The 13,456-nt window shown below is 61.7% G+C and carries 10 protein-coding genes and 1 other RNA gene; 6 read left to right on the forward strand and 5 right to left on the reverse strand.

Annotation, left to right across the window (positions count from 1 at the left end; translation table 11 throughout):
* Together ACUXH0_RS09990 and ACUXH0_RS09995 are read left to right on the forward strand one after the other, a co-directional pair.
* Positions 1–223: hypothetical protein (locus tag ACUXH0_RS09990; protein ID WP_476196433.1), on the forward strand; the 223-nt coding region annotated here is incomplete at its 5' end.
* Positions 224–320: 97 nt separating this feature from the next.
* On the forward strand, positions 321–1,046 hold the full coding sequence (locus tag ACUXH0_RS09995) for a fimbrial protein (RefSeq protein ID WP_310735963.1): 726 nt from the start codon (positions 321–323) through the stop codon (positions 1,044–1,046).
* A 171-nt stretch (positions 1,047–1,217) separates the two neighbouring features.
* Here the strand turns inward: ACUXH0_RS09995 and ssrA are convergent.
* The 4 genes from ssrA to ubiG form a co-directional block, all read right to left on the reverse strand.
* Positions 1,218–1,575: a transfer-messenger RNA gene (gene ssrA / locus ACUXH0_RS10000) on the reverse strand.
* A gap of 32 nt (positions 1,576–1,607) precedes the next feature.
* Positions 1,608–5,390, reverse strand: coding sequence for a DUF748 domain-containing protein (locus tag ACUXH0_RS10005; RefSeq protein ID WP_182594232.1), 3,783 nt, complete (start codon positions 5,388–5,390; stop codon positions 1,608–1,610).
* Positions 5,391–5,508: 118 nt separating this feature from the next.
* Positions 5,509–6,198, reverse strand: a complete 690-nt coding sequence (locus tag ACUXH0_RS10010; protein ID WP_182594233.1) for an HAD family hydrolase — start codon at positions 6,196–6,198, stop codon at positions 5,509–5,511.
* Complete coding sequence (ubiG, locus tag ACUXH0_RS10015; RefSeq protein ID WP_182594234.1) at positions 6,195–6,911, reverse strand: bifunctional 2-polyprenyl-6-hydroxyphenol methylase/3-demethylubiquinol 3-O-methyltransferase UbiG; 717 nt, start codon at positions 6,909–6,911, stop codon at positions 6,195–6,197. Before ubiG ends, ACUXH0_RS10010 begins: the two co-directional genes overlap by 4 nt.
* Positions 6,912–7,071: 160 nt before the next feature.
* On the opposite strand from ubiG, the gene ACUXH0_RS10020 reads away from it, so the two are divergent.
* Positions 7,072–7,563 (forward strand): outer membrane lipoprotein, encoded by a 492-nt coding sequence (locus ACUXH0_RS10020; protein ID WP_012435135.1) that lies wholly within the window; start codon positions 7,072–7,074, stop codon positions 7,561–7,563.
* 183 nt (positions 7,564–7,746) lie between these two features.
* On the opposite strand, the gene ompA is transcribed toward ACUXH0_RS10020, so the two are convergent.
* Positions 7,747–8,403, reverse strand: coding sequence for an outer membrane protein OmpA (ompA, locus tag ACUXH0_RS10025; protein WP_004629211.1), 657 nt, complete (start codon positions 8,401–8,403; stop codon positions 7,747–7,749).
* A 431-nt stretch (positions 8,404–8,834) separates the two neighbouring features.
* On the opposite strand from ompA, the gene gyrA reads away from it, so the two are divergent.
* The 3 genes from gyrA (at position 8,835) to serC (ending at position 13,443) form a co-directional block, all read left to right on the forward strand.
* Positions 8,835–11,504, forward strand: coding sequence for a DNA gyrase subunit A (gene gyrA, locus ACUXH0_RS10030; RefSeq protein WP_024973162.1), 2,670 nt, complete (start codon positions 8,835–8,837; stop codon positions 11,502–11,504).
* Positions 11,505–11,632: 128 nt separating this feature from the next.
* Complete coding sequence (locus ACUXH0_RS10035; RefSeq protein WP_004629209.1) at positions 11,633–12,193, forward strand: DUF2059 domain-containing protein; 561 nt, start codon at positions 11,633–11,635, stop codon at positions 12,191–12,193.
* 113 nt (positions 12,194–12,306) lie between these two features.
* Positions 12,307–13,443, forward strand: a complete 1,137-nt coding sequence (gene serC / locus ACUXH0_RS10040) for a 3-phosphoserine/phosphohydroxythreonine transaminase (protein ID WP_004629207.1) — start codon at positions 12,307–12,309, stop codon at positions 13,441–13,443.
* Positions 13,444–13,456: the final 13 nt, after the last annotated feature.

Raw genomic sequence — 13,456 nt, forward strand, 5'->3', positions numbered from 1 at the left:
CAAATATGGCATTGGGCGGCTTTACCCCGAAGCAGCGGCTGGCCATGGCCGCTTAGTTTCTACTTCTGCCGACTGTGGAAAACGGGGGCATTACCGTGTTTTCCTCTTTGGCGATGCTTTTTTCTACGCCGGGGTACGCAGCGAACTGCGCGTTTATCAGCAGCGACGCGAAGACACAAAAACTCTCGTTTACCGTGCCGGCCGACCTTTACGTGCCGCGTAATGCACCGACTGGCACAGTTATATGGGAAAGCGCAAACATTCCGCCTAGTTCAACAGACGCAGACGCCTTCAAGTGCACTCTCAGTTTCAAATGGGGTGTGATTAATTCGGTTGGAGCGTCTGCTAGTGCATCCAGCAATACAGACTTCCCGATCGGTGAAACTGGGCTCGCGTGGAATCTGGTCTACTTCACGAAGGGGCGTGATGTGGCGGATGTTTCGTTGGTAACAACAACTGAACCCGCGGGAAGCTACACATTCGTGGGCACCACGTTCAAGTTAAGAATCAAGAAGATCGGATCCGTCACTGCTGGCGCCAGTATTGCTGCGGGCCTTCTCGGTTCAGTGAATGTGAACAATGAATTCAACGCCTTTACCGTAAGCGTAAGTAATCAGGCCAGTGTTGGCATGCTCGGTTGTAAGACGCCGGCTGTCGTCGTGAAGATGGGGGACAAGAACCGCGTTGGGGACTTTAAGGGTGTTGGCACGTCATTGGAGGCCGTCAATTTTTCGATTGGCATTAAAGAATGCCCAGAGGGCATCAACAAGGTGTCTTACCTGCTGACGCCGAATACGGAAATCGTGGATAGCGCGCGTTCAGTTGTAGCGCTCGATGCAGCCTCGTCAGCAAAGGGTGTGGGTTTGCAGTTGCTCGACGAGAGCGCCAACCCTGTAGCGCTGAACAAGACGATCGTCTTCAATGGCTACGATAAGGCCGGCGGAGACTTCAATATTCCGCTCAAGGCGGCATACCATCAAACCGCCGCGGTGATTGAGCCGGGCACGGCGAATAGCTCCGTAACCGTTGTAATGAGCTACGAGTAGCTGGGTTAAGGGCGGACTCTGCGGCGCGCATCGTCGATACTGGTTCGGGGCGGGGGCTGCCCTCACTTTGGAAGCGGCCGGTGTGACCTTAGGCCGAGTCGACGCGTACATAGCGCGCCAAGAAAAACCCCGCGACAGCGCACGCTGTCGCGGGGTTTTGCTTTGAAAAGCTGGTGGAGCCGGCGGGAATCGAACCCGCGTCCGCAAGCCCTCCACAGAGAGTTCTACATACTTAGTTCTGTCATTTGATTTAACCGCCGCATCGCGGACGAACACGCTCTACGACGGCGATTCACTAAGTTTTCGTCTCTAGGCCCGTGACTCACCTAAAGCTTATCTGACGTAAATGACCTCGCTAGTCTTTCGACCCTAGCCCGTCAGCGAGCCAGTGCGAGGACGGCGGCCCTTAGGCTGCCAGTGCGTAACGTTCGTCGTTAGCAGTTATTGCATTCCCATTGATTAACGAGGTGACGGGTCCTCGGTATGCCCTCCGCTGCTTCGCAACCCACGTCGAAACCAGGTCGGCCCCAGTAAGGAAGTGTCGATTATCCCATAGATGGGCTACTTCAGCGAGAAATCAACCCGCGTCGTCTTGCCCTTGTCCTTGATGCCTTCTGCGTTGAGCTTGGGGGCGACAACAAAGAGGCGCCCCGGATCCACGCGTTCAGCAAGTGCAACATGCACCGCATTCGCCCGACGCTGCGCGAGCTCACGCAAATCCGCATCCGTCACTTGCACGTTGGTTTCCATTAGCTTGCGCATCTCGTCGGGCGGCAAGGATTTGGCCAGCCCGATCACGTTGCGCGGTTTCGGGAATTTGGCGGCTTTGTATGCGCGTTCAAGGTACTTGTTCTCCTCTTCCGGCTTGACGGTGGTATCTGCCTCAGCAGCGTCGCCGGCGTCCTTGAGTTTCTGCTCGCGAATCTGACGGTTCACGGCTTCCCGGCGCAGGCCGTCGCGGTCGAATTCCGGATCGACGCGGCCGATGATGTCGACCTTCAGCGCCGGGCGGTCCTTCAGCGCAGTGCCGAGCTTGTCGAGCTTGGCCAAGGACGCCTGGCCGATGTTCGACGTGCCGGGGTCGAACTCGATGTAGCCGAGTTCTTCGCCGCCGCTGCCGCCAAACGCGCTGGCCAGCAGCGAGAACGGCGCCGTCACGGCGCGCGCGATGAGGTTGACGAATGCACGCAGGATGACGCCGCCGATGCTGAACTGTGGGTCATCGAGCGAGCCCGATACCGGCACGCGCACGTCGATCTCGCCGCGCGAATTCTTCAGCAGCGCCACTGCCAGCCGCACCGGCAGATTGGTCGCGTCCTTACTTTCTACGCGGTCGCCGAAGGTGAGCTGGTCGATGAAGATGTGGTTGTCGGCGGTCAACTTGCCCTGGTCGAGCAGGTAGTGCAGATCCATCGTCAGCTTGCCCTTGGTGATCGGGTAGCCGGCGTACTTGGCGGAGTAGGGCGTGAGGTTGGTCAGTTCCACGCCGTCGGCCTTGGCCGTCAGGTCGACAAAGGCCATGGGAGCGAGCGGGTTCACCTTGCCGTGGATGTCCACCGGTGCTGTGCCGTCGACACTGCCGCGCAGCGTCACGTCGGCGGGTGTCTGGCCGGCGGCCGTGCTGATCGTGCCGATCGAGCCGCCGATGGCGGTCAGGTTGGCGGTGTAGTTCGGTTTGACGAAGTTGTCGGTGAAGCGGATGTTGCCGTCCTGCAGCGTGATGGCGTCAACGCGCAGGTCTGCGCCGCCGGCCTTGGGCGCAGGTGCGGTAGCCGTTACGGTGACGGCCGATGCAGGGGCTGCAACCGGAGCCGAAGCCGTCACGGGCGCGGCTGCCGGGGCGGAAGCCGCTGCGGCCGATGCCGATGCAGGTTCGCTTTGCGTCAGCGAGCGTCGCTCCTCGGTCGGCTGCACGCGGATGTCCTGCAGGTTCAGGCGCCCATTCGGGTTGATGATGATCCGCGCGTAGAACGTCGACAGCGCCATCGCTCCCACCCGCACGCGCGGCGTAGTGCCGTCGTAGTTGGCCTGGATGCGGTTGAGCGCGAGCGAGCGCCAGCGCAGGAAGTCATCCGAACTCACGCGGTCTTGCAGGCGGACGTTGCCCAGTGTCGCGTTGCCCTGGTAGTTCACCGTCAGCGCCTTGCCCTGGTTGAGCACGAGGCGCCCGTCGATCGATAGCAGCGCGCTGGTGATCGCCGCGTTCAACGACTTGTCCAGATACGGATCGAAGCCTGCCAGCGACAGGTTCTGCGAGTTCACGCGCAGGTCGGCCTTGAGCGGCTGCGGCACGACCTCGCCGCGCACATCGAGCTTGCCCTTGGCACCCAGCCCTGCGCCAATCTGCACGTTGACCGGTTTGCCGAGATCGGAGGAGGCGTTCTGCACGACCACGTTCAGCGGCTCGACACGCACCTTGACCGGGCGCGAGTTCGATTGGTCTTCAAAGCCGACAGCGCTGTTATCCAGCTTCAGCGTTTGTACGGTCACTGCCCAGGGTTTTTCGGCCGGCGCGTTCGACTTTGCGCTGGACTTGGCCGGCGCTGTCGACTTGCCCGCCACCGATTGCGGACCATCGAGCAGCGTCAACGTGGTTGTGCCGTCCTTCTTGCGCAACGCATCGATCTGCAGGCCATCGGCGCGCACTTCGTTCAGGGCGATGGTGCGGGCGCTCAGGTCAAAGCGCTTCACGTCTGCGCGCAGCAGCTTGGCTCGCAGCGCGGTGTCCTTGCCCGTGGCCGGTGCAAGTGACAGGTCGGCCAGGCTTGCGGTCAGCGGTTCCGCGCGCACGTTGAATTTGTCCGGCCCGAATTCGAGCGCCACCTTGCCGTCGGCCGATAGCGCACCGCTCTGCAATTGCGGTGCGCCCGCCTGGCGCAGATACGGGCTGATGCCGACCAGCTTCACGCCGTCCAGCTTCAGTTCCAGCTCGCCGGTGTTCTTCTCCAGCGATGTGTTGCCTTTGACATTGAGCGTGCCGCCTTGCGCCAGCTTGGCGCCCACATCGAGCGAGGTCGGACCGCCCAACGTACGCACGCGAATGTCGCCGTGGAGGTCTTCCAGTATCAGGTCGGCAGCCGGCTGCGTGGTCGCGTCACGCCAGTGGACGGTGCTGTTGGTCAGTTGCAGCTTGTTGACCGCCACATCCAACGGTTTCGGCTTGGCGGTGGTCGCGGCCTCGGCCGTGGCAGCTTTCGCTTTGGCAGGTGCCGGCTTGCCGGCGAGTTGCGCGAAATTGATCGCTCCATCCGCACCGCGCGTGGCATTAACGCGCACGCCATCCAGCGTCAGCGCATCGAGGTGGAACACGTTGTCGAGCGGGCGCACGTCGGCAAGCGTTGCGCGCACCTGCTTGGCGGCCACCAGTGGCGCTTTCCTGGCGTCGACCACTTCGAGGTTGTCGAGGCCGGTCGTGCCATGCACGCGCAGCACTGGTGTGCCGCTCTTGGGCTTCTGGAAGTCGATCGTCAGGTCGGTCGTCAGCTTGCCTTGTGGAACCGCCACCGGCAGCGGGCCGGGTACGTAGCCGAGATAGCGGGGCAGATCCAGTCCGTCGATCTTGACGTTGAGGTTCGATTCGAGCGAATCGGCAAACGGCTTTGTCTTGCCCGCGAAATGCAGCGGCGCGCCGTCGATGCGGGCAACCAGCAAAGGCTGCACGAAGATGTCCACGTCTGCCGGCAGGCTCGCCACGAAAGGCACGCCGATCTGCAAGCCCTCCACCTTGTGTTGCCCGCCGAGCGGCTGGTCGACAAAGTCGATGGCGCCGTTGGTCAACTGCAGATTGGCAAAGACGAAACGTGCCGGCTCGTTCGACTTGGGCTTGGGCGCGGTTTCCGGCTGGCTTAGCTTGTCGACGATGTCGGAGAAGTTGAAACGCTGTTCGGCGGTGCGCACGATACGCACGTGCGGCGCATCGATGCTGAGTTCTTCAATCACGGGCGCGCGGCGGAAGATCGAACTCCACGACGCGTTCACATGCAGATGGCCGACATCGACGAACGGCGTCTTGCCGTCGCGCTCGGCAATGTGGAGCTGGTCGACATCAAGCCGCAGCGTGTATGGGTTGATGCTGATCTTGCCGACCGAAACCGGCCGTTCCAGGAGCTGGCTGAGCTGCGTTTGCGCCAGGTGGTGCAGCAACGGCGGGCCGCCGAATGCACCCAGTAGCCCGAACATCACCAGAAAGATCAGCACGCCGATCCCGATGCGCTTGGTGCGACGCGACGTGCCGACCTGCGCCGCGCGTTGCCAGCCGGCCGTACCGCGCAGGCGATCAAGCCGTGCGCGCCAGCCGGCGGTATTCGATTGCAGATCGGGGCGCGAATCGGGGGAGGAGCTCATGCTGGTGTCGGTCCGGCCACGGCGTGGCCTACTTCGTCAGTCGATTGACCGCCACGTCCCGACGGGAGGCAGCGGTCCTGAAAGGTGTGGCGCCCGGGCATTCACCTGGGCATTGTGGTCAAGCGCGTTGCGACTCGAGCAGCAGCGGAATCAGCTCGGCTGCGCTGGCGATCAGCGCATCGGCGCGCCATTCCGCTGGCGATGGCCCATTACCACAATAGCCGTAACTGGCCGCAATGGTAGGCATGCCGGCAGCGCGGCCGGCTTCGATATCGCGCAGGTCATCTCCCACGTAGACGATCTGTCGTGCGTCGATGCCGATGGATTCGGCCGCATGCAGCAGTGGGGCGGGGTGGGGCTTGGCGTGCGGCGTGGTGTCACCCGCAACCACGCAGGCCGGCGGCACCGGAAACGGCAACCGTGCAACCAGCGGTACCGTCAGTCGGCCCGACTTGTTGGTGACGATCCCCCAGGGAATACCGGCACGGCCCAGTTCGGCCAGCACGTCTGCCATGCCCGGAAACAGCTGCGTACGCACGCAGATTTCCGCCTCGTAGTTGGCGAGAAACGCCAGCCGTAGCGACTCGAACTCCGCATCCCCTGGCCCAACACCGAAGGCCACGCCGATCAGTCCGCGGGCACCATGCGAGGCGACCGGGCGCAGCGCTTCGTAGTCCACCGGTTCGAGGCCACGATCAGTGCGCACCTTGTTGGCCGCGGCGGCCAGATCGGGGGCCGTGTCCGCAAGTGTGCCGTCCAGGTCGAACAGCACCGCGCCCAGCGGATCGGGAAACTGGCGCGCCGTCATGCCTCGGCCGGACGGCGCGTTGCCATCAAATAGTTGACGCTGGCGTCCTGCGTGAGGGCATAGCGGCCGCTGATCGGGTTGTATTCGAGCCCGCACATCTCTTGAGCCTGGAGCCCGGCCCCCCGTACGAACGCGCTCAGCTCCGACGGGCGAATGAACTTGGCGTAGTCGTGCGTGCCGCGCGGCAGCATGTTGAGCACGTATTCCGCGCCAATGACCGCCAGCAGATAGGCCTTGGCGTTCCGGTGGATGGTCGAGAAAAACACGTATCCGCCCGGTTTTACCAGCGTCGCGCACGCACGCACAACAGACGCCGGATCGGGCACATGTTCGAGCATCTCCATGCAAGTGACGACATCGAAGCTGGCCGGCTCGCGTTCGGCCAAGGCTTCTGCGGCGATCTCCTCGTAATCGACGGTAACGCCCGCCTCGAGACTATGCAGGTCGGCGACACGCAATGCTTTGCGGGACAGGTCGATGCCTTTGACGTCGGCGCCGGCACGCGCCATGCTCTCTGAAAGGATGCCGCCGCCGCAGCCCACGTCGACGACGCGTTTACCGGCCAGCGGGGCGATCGACTGAATCCAGCCGAGGCGCAGCGGATTGATTTCGTGCAGGGGTTTGAACTCGCTGTTCGGATCCCACCAGCGGTGGGCGAGTTCGCTGAATTTTTCGAGTTCGCCGGGATCGGCGTTCGCGTGAGTGGTCGTCATGTTGCGCTGCGCCAGGGCATATCGGCTAGGTGAGGAAATGTACCAAAAAGCGTCGCCCCAACCAAATCAAGGGGTTTGCGAAAAGGTTTCACTTTGAAACAGAGGTGAACAAACGCGCATGCTTTTCCTCAAACTGTCACCTTCGTTCAAGGAGAGATCAATGAAATCCAAACAAATTCTGATTGGGCTGGGTGTTGCGGGCCTGACGGTGCTGGCAGGCTGCGCTGCGCCGGGTTACGGCGGTGGCTATAACGGTGGGTACGCTCAACAGCCTCCGGCCTATGGCGGCCAACCGCAGCAAACGGGGGCCCTCTATGGCCGCGTGGAATCGATCCAGCCGATGCAGGCCCCGGCAAATAGCCCGGGCATTTTAGGCACGATCATCGGCGGTGTGGCCGGCGGTATTCTGGGTCACCAAGTTGGCGGCGGTACGGGCAACACAGTCGCAACCATTGGCGGCGCAGCACTGGGTGCCTATGCTGGCAACCAAGTCGAACAGCGCGCAGGAGCGGGCGGCCAAACCGTGTACCGCATCACTGTCCGCCTCGATGATGGCCGCGTCGCGACCGTCACGCAACGAAACCCGAACAATCTGCGCGTGGGCGATCGCGCCATGGTTGCTAACGACCAGGCGACACCTTCCTATCAATAAGAAGGGCGGTCATGAAAAAGGGGCATCGGGTGCCCCAAACAGAAAAAGCGATGGCGCATTTTGCGTCATCGTTTTTTTTGGCGCCTATTTCCGCAGCGGCCTCGGGGAAGGCGTCCGGCGACGCAGATGTACAGGCGAAAAAAAGCCCAGCGAAAGCTGGGCTTCTTTCCGGTGTGAACCGAATTACTGAGCCTTGCGGGTGCCGACCACTTCGACGTCCACGCGGCGGTTCGGTTGCTGGCAGGCGATTTGTGCCTTGCGAGCGCCCTTGCACGACTTCGGATCAACCTTCAGCTGGCGCTTGCCCTTGCCTTCCGTGTAGACACGGTTGGCTTCGATGCCCTTGCTGACCAGGTAGCCCTTGACGGCTTCAGCACGACGGACCGACAGGCGGTCGTTGTACTTGTCCGAACCGAACGAGTCGGTGTGGCCAACGGCGATCACGACTTCCAGGTTGATACCATTCAGCTTCGAGACCAGGTCGTCCAGCTTGGCCTTGCCTTCCGGCTTCAGCACAGCCTTGTCGAAATCGAACAGGGTGTCAGCAGCGAACGTAACCTTTTCGCTCGACACAACCGGAGCAGCCGGAGCAGCCGGAGCAGCGGTCGGAGCAGCAGCCGGAGCCAGAGCGCCGTCGCACTGAGCGTTGGCGGTTGCCGGCGTCCAGAAGCCATTGCGCCAGCACAGTTCGTTCGTGCCGTTCTTCCAGACCCACTCGCTCGTGCCGTTACCCCAGTTGTCGTTGACGGCCTTCTTTTCGTAGGGCACCGACTGAGCGTAAGCGGACGCAGCCATGGCTACCGCAGCTGCAGCGAACGCGAGCTTGGCAAATTTTTTCATATTTCTCCTCTCAGGATGAGATCACCGCAGAAGACTGCGAGCAGATGGGACGAAAACAAGTCATACATTCTTCGGAGTATAACATTCTCGGTGTGGTGAAGGCTCCACTTCGAACAATGTCTGCCTCTTCGCTGGGGGATTGTGCCACAAGCACGCACTCCTAAAAAGCAAATATAAGCGATTCGAACGGGGCGCCATGGCCTTGTGGTGTGTACGCAACAAGGCAGGAAATGCCTCGCAAACCCTTATGGGGACTGGCTCCCCGGTTTTGCCCCCGCTCGCAGGGAACGTGCCCGGGGTTGACGATGCGTCGCTCGCGCGTATGAGGGAAGGGGGCTTGCGGCATGGTAAAATGTTCTGTTATTCGCGCAACCGCAGCGTCCTGCAGTTCGCATTGCTGTGCTCACTAGGGACCTCCCACCATTCGCCCAATGGATCAATTCGCCAAAGAGACACTCCCGGTATCGCTCGAAGAAGAAATGCGCAGCTCGTATCTCGCTTACGCCATGAGCGTAATCGTGGGCCGCGCGCTTCCAGATGTGCGGGATGGTCTCAAGCCGGTGCATCGCCGTGCGCTTTACTCGATGCACGAGCTGAACAACGACTGGAATCGCCCTTACAAGAAGTCCGCCCGTATCGTCGGGGATGTGATCGGTAAGTATCACCCCCACGGCGACACCGCTGTATACGACACCATCGTGCGGATGGCGCAGAACTTCTCGCTGCGCTACATGCTGGTCGATGGCCAGGGCAACTTTGGCTCCGTCGATGGCGACAACGCCGCGGCGATGCGTTACACCGAAATCCGCCTGTCGAAGATTGCCCACGAACTGCTGGCCGACCTCGACAAGGAAACGGTCAATTTCGAGCCGAACTACGACGGTTCCGAAACTGAACCGTCCGTTCTGCCGGCCCGCATCCCCAACTTGCTGATCAACGGTTCGTCCGGGATCGCGGTGGGTATGGCGACGAACATTCCGCCGCATAACCTGAATGAAGTCGTCGATGGCTGCCTCCACTTGCTGCGCAATCCGGAAGCGACGGTCGACGAGCTGATCGAGCTGATCCCGGCGCCGGACTTCCCAACGGCAGGCATCATCTACGGCATTTCGGGTGTTCGCGAGGGCTATCGCACGGGCCGCGGCCGTGTGGTGATGCGCGCCAAGACGCACTTTGAAGATATCGACCGCGGCCAGCGCCAGGCGATCATCGTCGACGAGCTGCCGTATCAGGTTAACAAGCGCACGCTGCTCGAGCGCATCGCCGAGCTGGTCACCGAAAAGCGCATCGAAGGCATTTCCGACATTCGCGACGAGTCGGACAAGTCCGGCATGCGCGTGGTGATCGAACTCAAGCGCGGCGAGGTGCCGGAGGTTGTGCTCAACAATCTCTATAAGAATACGCAGCTGCAGGACACGTTCGGTATGAACATGGTCGCGCTTGTCGACGGCCAGCCACGCCTGCTGAACCTGCGCCAGATGCTTGAGTGCTTCCTGCTGCACCGCCGCGAGGTGGTGACGCGTCGCACGGTATTCGACCTGCGCAAGGCACGCGAGCGCGGCCACATCCTTGAAGGTCTGGCTGTTGCACTGGCCAACATCGACGAATTCATCGCCATCATCAAGGCTGCGCCGACCCCGCCGGTTGCCAAGGCTGAGCTGATGAACCGCAGTTGGGATTCGGGCCTCGTGCGCGACATGCTCGTTCGCGCCGAGAGCGAAACCTCCGGCGGTGGCGCCGCGTATCGTCCGGAAGGTCTGCTGCCGGTGTTTGGTATGCAGGGCGACGGCTTGTACAGGCTGTCGGATACCCAAGCGCAGGAAATTCTGCAGATGCGCCTGCAACGCCTCACCGGGCTGGAGCAGGACAAGATCGTCCAGGAATACCGCGAAGTGATGGCGCAGATCGCCGATCTGTTGGACATCCTTGCGAAGCCGGAGCGCATTACCGCCATCATCGTCGAGGAACTCACCGCGATCCGCGCTGAGTTTGGCGATGAGCGTCGCTCGCAGATTGAGCACAATGCCACCGAGTTGGACACAGAAGACCTCATTACGCCGCAGGATCTGGTGGTGACGCTGTCCCACAGCGGCTACATGAAGAGTCAGCCGATTTCCGAATACCGGGCGCAAAAGCGTGGCGGCCGCGGCAAGCAAGCTGCGGCGACGAAGGAAGACGATTGGATCGACACGCTATTCGTCGCCAACACGCACGATTACATTCTCTGCTTCTCGAACCGCGGCCGTCTGTATTGGCTGAAGGTGTGGGAGGTGCCTCAGGGCAGCCGTAACTCGCGCGGTCGCCCGATCGTCAATATGTTCCCGCTGTCGCCGGGCGAGAAGATCAACGTGATCCTGCCGGTGAAGCAGTTCGACGAGCAGCACTTCGTGTTCATGGCGACCTCCAAGGGGACGGTCAAGAAGACGGCGCTGACGGAATTCTCGAACCCACGCAAGGCCGGCATCATCGCGGTCGATCTGGACGAGGGCGACTTCCTGATCGGCGCGGACATTACCGACGGCCAGCACGACGTCATGTTGTTCTCCGACGCAGGCAAGGCGGTGCGCTTCGATGAAAACGACGTGCGCCCGATGGGTCGCCAGGCACGCGGCGTTCGCGGTATGAACCTGGAAGAGACGCAGCAAGTGATTGCCATGCTGGTGGCGCCCGCGGAAACCGAGGGCGAGGGCGCTCAGTCGGTCGCCGGTAGCGTGCTGACCGCCACCGAGAACGGCTACGGTAAGCGCACACCGATCTCGGAGTACACCCGGCACGGCCGCGGCACGAAGGGCATGATCGCCATCCAGACCTCCGAGCGTAACGGCAAGGTCGTGGCCGCCGCGCTGGTGGCGCCGGAAGACGAGATCATGCTGATCACGACGGGCGGGGTGCTGATCCGCACGCGCGTGGACGAGATCCGTGAAATGGGCCGCGCTACGCAGGGCGTCACGCTCATCTCGGTGGGCGAGGGCAATAAGCTGTCCGGGCTGCAACGGGTGATGGAATCCGACGCTGAAGGCGCGGAGAGTGTCGAGGGTGCTGATGCGACGGATGCCGCCCCGGATGCCGATGCACAGCCGGATGACAGCAGCGAGACATAATTAGAAACATCTTTTGCTTGCCGTTGGGCGCAGTTCTGTCATGATGCCGGACCTGTGCGCGGCAAGGGCCTGGAACTTTTGCATCACACGCCCGGCCTAAACGCAACGCTTATCTCAAGGGAGCAACAATGCACAAGAGTCTCAAACTCAAACATCTGATCGTGGTGGCTGGTTTCGCTCCGCTGTTTGCGTTCGCGCAGGCTGGCGACGCTGACAAGACGGCTGCCATCAAGGACCTGCTGACGACGATGAACGTCGACGCGGCCATCAAGGGTCAGGGTGAAGTGTTGGCCAGCGGCGCTAAGCAGGAAGCCCCGCTGGTGCTGGAGCAGGCACTGGTCGAGAACAAGACTCTGAACGACAAGCAGAAGCAAGCCGCTGTCGACAAGCTGAAGAAGAACGGCGCCGTGCAGCGCATGACCGACGGCGCTGGCAAGGACTTCGACACGGAAGCCTTCCGCAAGGACGCCCTGCAAGCCCACTATGACTCGCTGGGCAAGTACTACTCGACCCAGGAAATCAAGGATCTGACCACGTTCCTGAAAACGCCGAGCGGCCAGAAGTTCATGGCTAACCAAGGCAAGGCCATGCAGGAAGTGTGGGGCAACGTGATGCAGAAGTACGGTCCGCAAGTCGGCAAGAAGATGCGCGACATGGCTGACAAGGAAGTTGCCGCTGCTGCGAAGTAATTGACCGGCATAGGCAGACGATCGGGGCACAATCCCCCTCGGGCTGTCAGTTGGTAGATAATGGCTGTTTGGGTTTGCGCCCAGACAGCCATTTTTCTTTTGCCCTTCGTCCTATGAACCAAGCGGATCGAGCCCTCCAAGCCAGCCAGGCGCGTGTGTACAACTTTTCGGCAGGGCCGGCAGTGCTGCCGCTCGAGGTGCTGGAACAGGCGAAGGAGGAGATGGTGTCCTGGCACGGCAGCGGCATGAGCGTGATGGAAATGAGCCATCGCGGGCGGGAATTTGAAAGCATTCTGGCGGCAGCGTTCAGCGATCTGCGGCAGTTGCTGGCCGTGCCGGACAACTACGAAATTCTCTTCCTGCAAGGCGGCGCCATCGCCGAGAACGCCATCGTTCCGCTGAACCTGATGCGTCGGCTCTCGGCCGATGCTCCGAAGGCTGACTACGTCGTCACCGGTACGTGGTCGGTCAAGTCGCAGCAGGAGGCGCGCAAGTACGGCGAGGTGAACATCGCCGCCACCAGCGAGACCGAGCGCTTCCACAAGATCCCGGATGTGTCGAGCTGGAAGCTGTCCTCGGACGCGGCCTACGTGCACCTGTGCACGAACGAGACCATTGTCGGCGTTGAATATCAGGAGACGCCTGACGTCGGTCAGGCGCACGGGCGAGTGGTGGTGTCTGATGTGTCGAGCCACATCCTTTCGCGGCCGATCGACTGGAACGGCTACCAGGTCCTGTACGGCGGCGCGCAGAAAAACATCGGCCCTGCCGGCCTGACGATTGCCATCGTCCGCAAGGACCTTCTGGGTCATGCGCACCCTCTGTGCCCGTCGGCATTCAACTGGCGCCTCGTGGCCGAGAACGGCTCGATGTACAACACGCCGCCCACTTACGCCATCTACATCGCGGGGCTTGTGTTCCAGTGGATCAAGCGCCAAGGTGGCGTGGAAGCGCTGGAGACGCGCAACATCATCAAGTCGAAGATGCTGTACGACTTCATCGACGCCAGCAGCTTCTACCGCAATGAAATCCATCCAACGTGCCGGTCGCGCATGAACGTGCCGTTCTTCCTCAACGACGAGTCCCGCAGCGAGGCGTTCCTCGCGCAGGCGCGCGAGCGGGGGCTGGTGCAGCTCAAGGGCCACAAGTCCGTGGGCGGCATGCGGGCGAGCATCTACAACGCGATGCCGCTGGAGGGTGTTGAGGCGCTGGTCGACTTCATGCGCGAGTTTGAAAGAGTGTCCGCGTAAGGCTGACCCTCAA

It is taken from the genome of Ralstonia sp. 110700041-2, from assembly GCF_056280165.1.

Excerpts from the sequence above, each read along its gene's own strand:
- ACUXH0_RS10005 (WP_182594232.1), bottom strand. The coding sequence starts at position 5,390 with ATGAGCTCCTCCCCCGATTCGCGCCCCGATCTGCAATCGAATACCGCC.
- ACUXH0_RS10010 (WP_182594233.1), bottom strand. The coding sequence starts at position 6,198 with ATGACGGCGCGCCAGTTTCCCGATCCGCTGGGCGCGGTGCTGTTCGAC.
- ubiG (WP_182594234.1), bottom strand. The coding sequence starts at position 6,911 with ATGACGACCACTCACGCGAACGCCGATCCCGGCGAACTCGAAAAATTC.
- ACUXH0_RS10020 (WP_012435135.1), top strand. The coding sequence starts at position 7,072 with ATGAAATCCAAACAAATTCTGATTGGGCTGGGTGTTGCGGGCCTGACG.
- ompA (WP_004629211.1), bottom strand. The coding sequence starts at position 8,403 with ATGAAAAAATTTGCCAAGCTCGCGTTCGCTGCAGCTGCGGTAGCCATG.
- gyrA (WP_024973162.1), top strand. The coding sequence starts at position 8,835 with ATGGATCAATTCGCCAAAGAGACACTCCCGGTATCGCTCGAAGAAGAA.
- ACUXH0_RS10035 (WP_004629209.1), top strand. The coding sequence starts at position 11,633 with ATGCACAAGAGTCTCAAACTCAAACATCTGATCGTGGTGGCTGGTTTC.
- serC (WP_004629207.1), top strand. The coding sequence starts at position 12,307 with ATGAACCAAGCGGATCGAGCCCTCCAAGCCAGCCAGGCGCGTGTGTAC.